At 72.1% G+C, this 646-nt stretch carries 1 pseudogene; it reads right to left on the bottom strand.

Annotation, left to right across the window (positions count from 1 at the left end):
• Positions 1 to 646: pseudogene (locus tag IF37_RS43245) on the bottom strand (IS5 family transposase); the annotation flags it as partial.

Genomic DNA, 646 nt, shown 5'->3' with positions numbered 1-646 from the left:
AGCGGATCCGCAGGCGGCGGAACCAGTGCAGGTGGGCGAAGGCGCGTTCCACGACCCAGCGTTGGGTGCCCAGGCCGGAGCCGTGTTCGGTGCCGCGGCGGGCGATCAGTGGCTTCACGCCCAGGTACCACCTTGGGGCGGCGCCGGGGCCGGCCGCGCTTGCCGCGCACGGGCGGCACGGCCTGGAGGAGCGGGATCAGCTGGGTGACGTCATTGCGGTTGCCGCCGGTCAGTGTGGCGGCCAGCGGGATGCCGGTGGCATCGGTGATCAGGTGGTGTTTGCTGCCCGTCCTGCCCCGGTCGACGGGACTTCGTCCCGTCTTGGCTCCCCCTTTAGCGCCCGGATGTGGGAGCCGTCGACGGCCGCCCGGGAGAAGTCCAGGGCGTTCGCGCCGCGCAGCCTGGCGAGGAGGACTTCGTGCAGCCGGGGCCACACGCCGGCCTCGGTCCACTCGGCCAGGCGTCGCCAGCAGGTCATGCCCGAGCCGAAGCCCAGTTCCTGCGGGAGGTGTTCCCAGGCGATCCCGGTGTGCAGCACGAACAGGATGCCCTGGAACACCAGCCGGTCCGGATGCCGCTTGCGACCCGGATGCCGGACTCGACGCTCGACCCTGGGCAGCAGCGGCTCGACCACCGCCCACAACTC

Source organism: Streptomyces sp. NRRL S-31, from assembly GCF_000718775.1.
Classification (GTDB): Bacteria; Actinomycetota; Actinomycetes; order Streptomycetales; family Streptomycetaceae; genus Streptomyces.
This window is presented reverse-complemented; position numbering and strand designations above follow the sequence as displayed.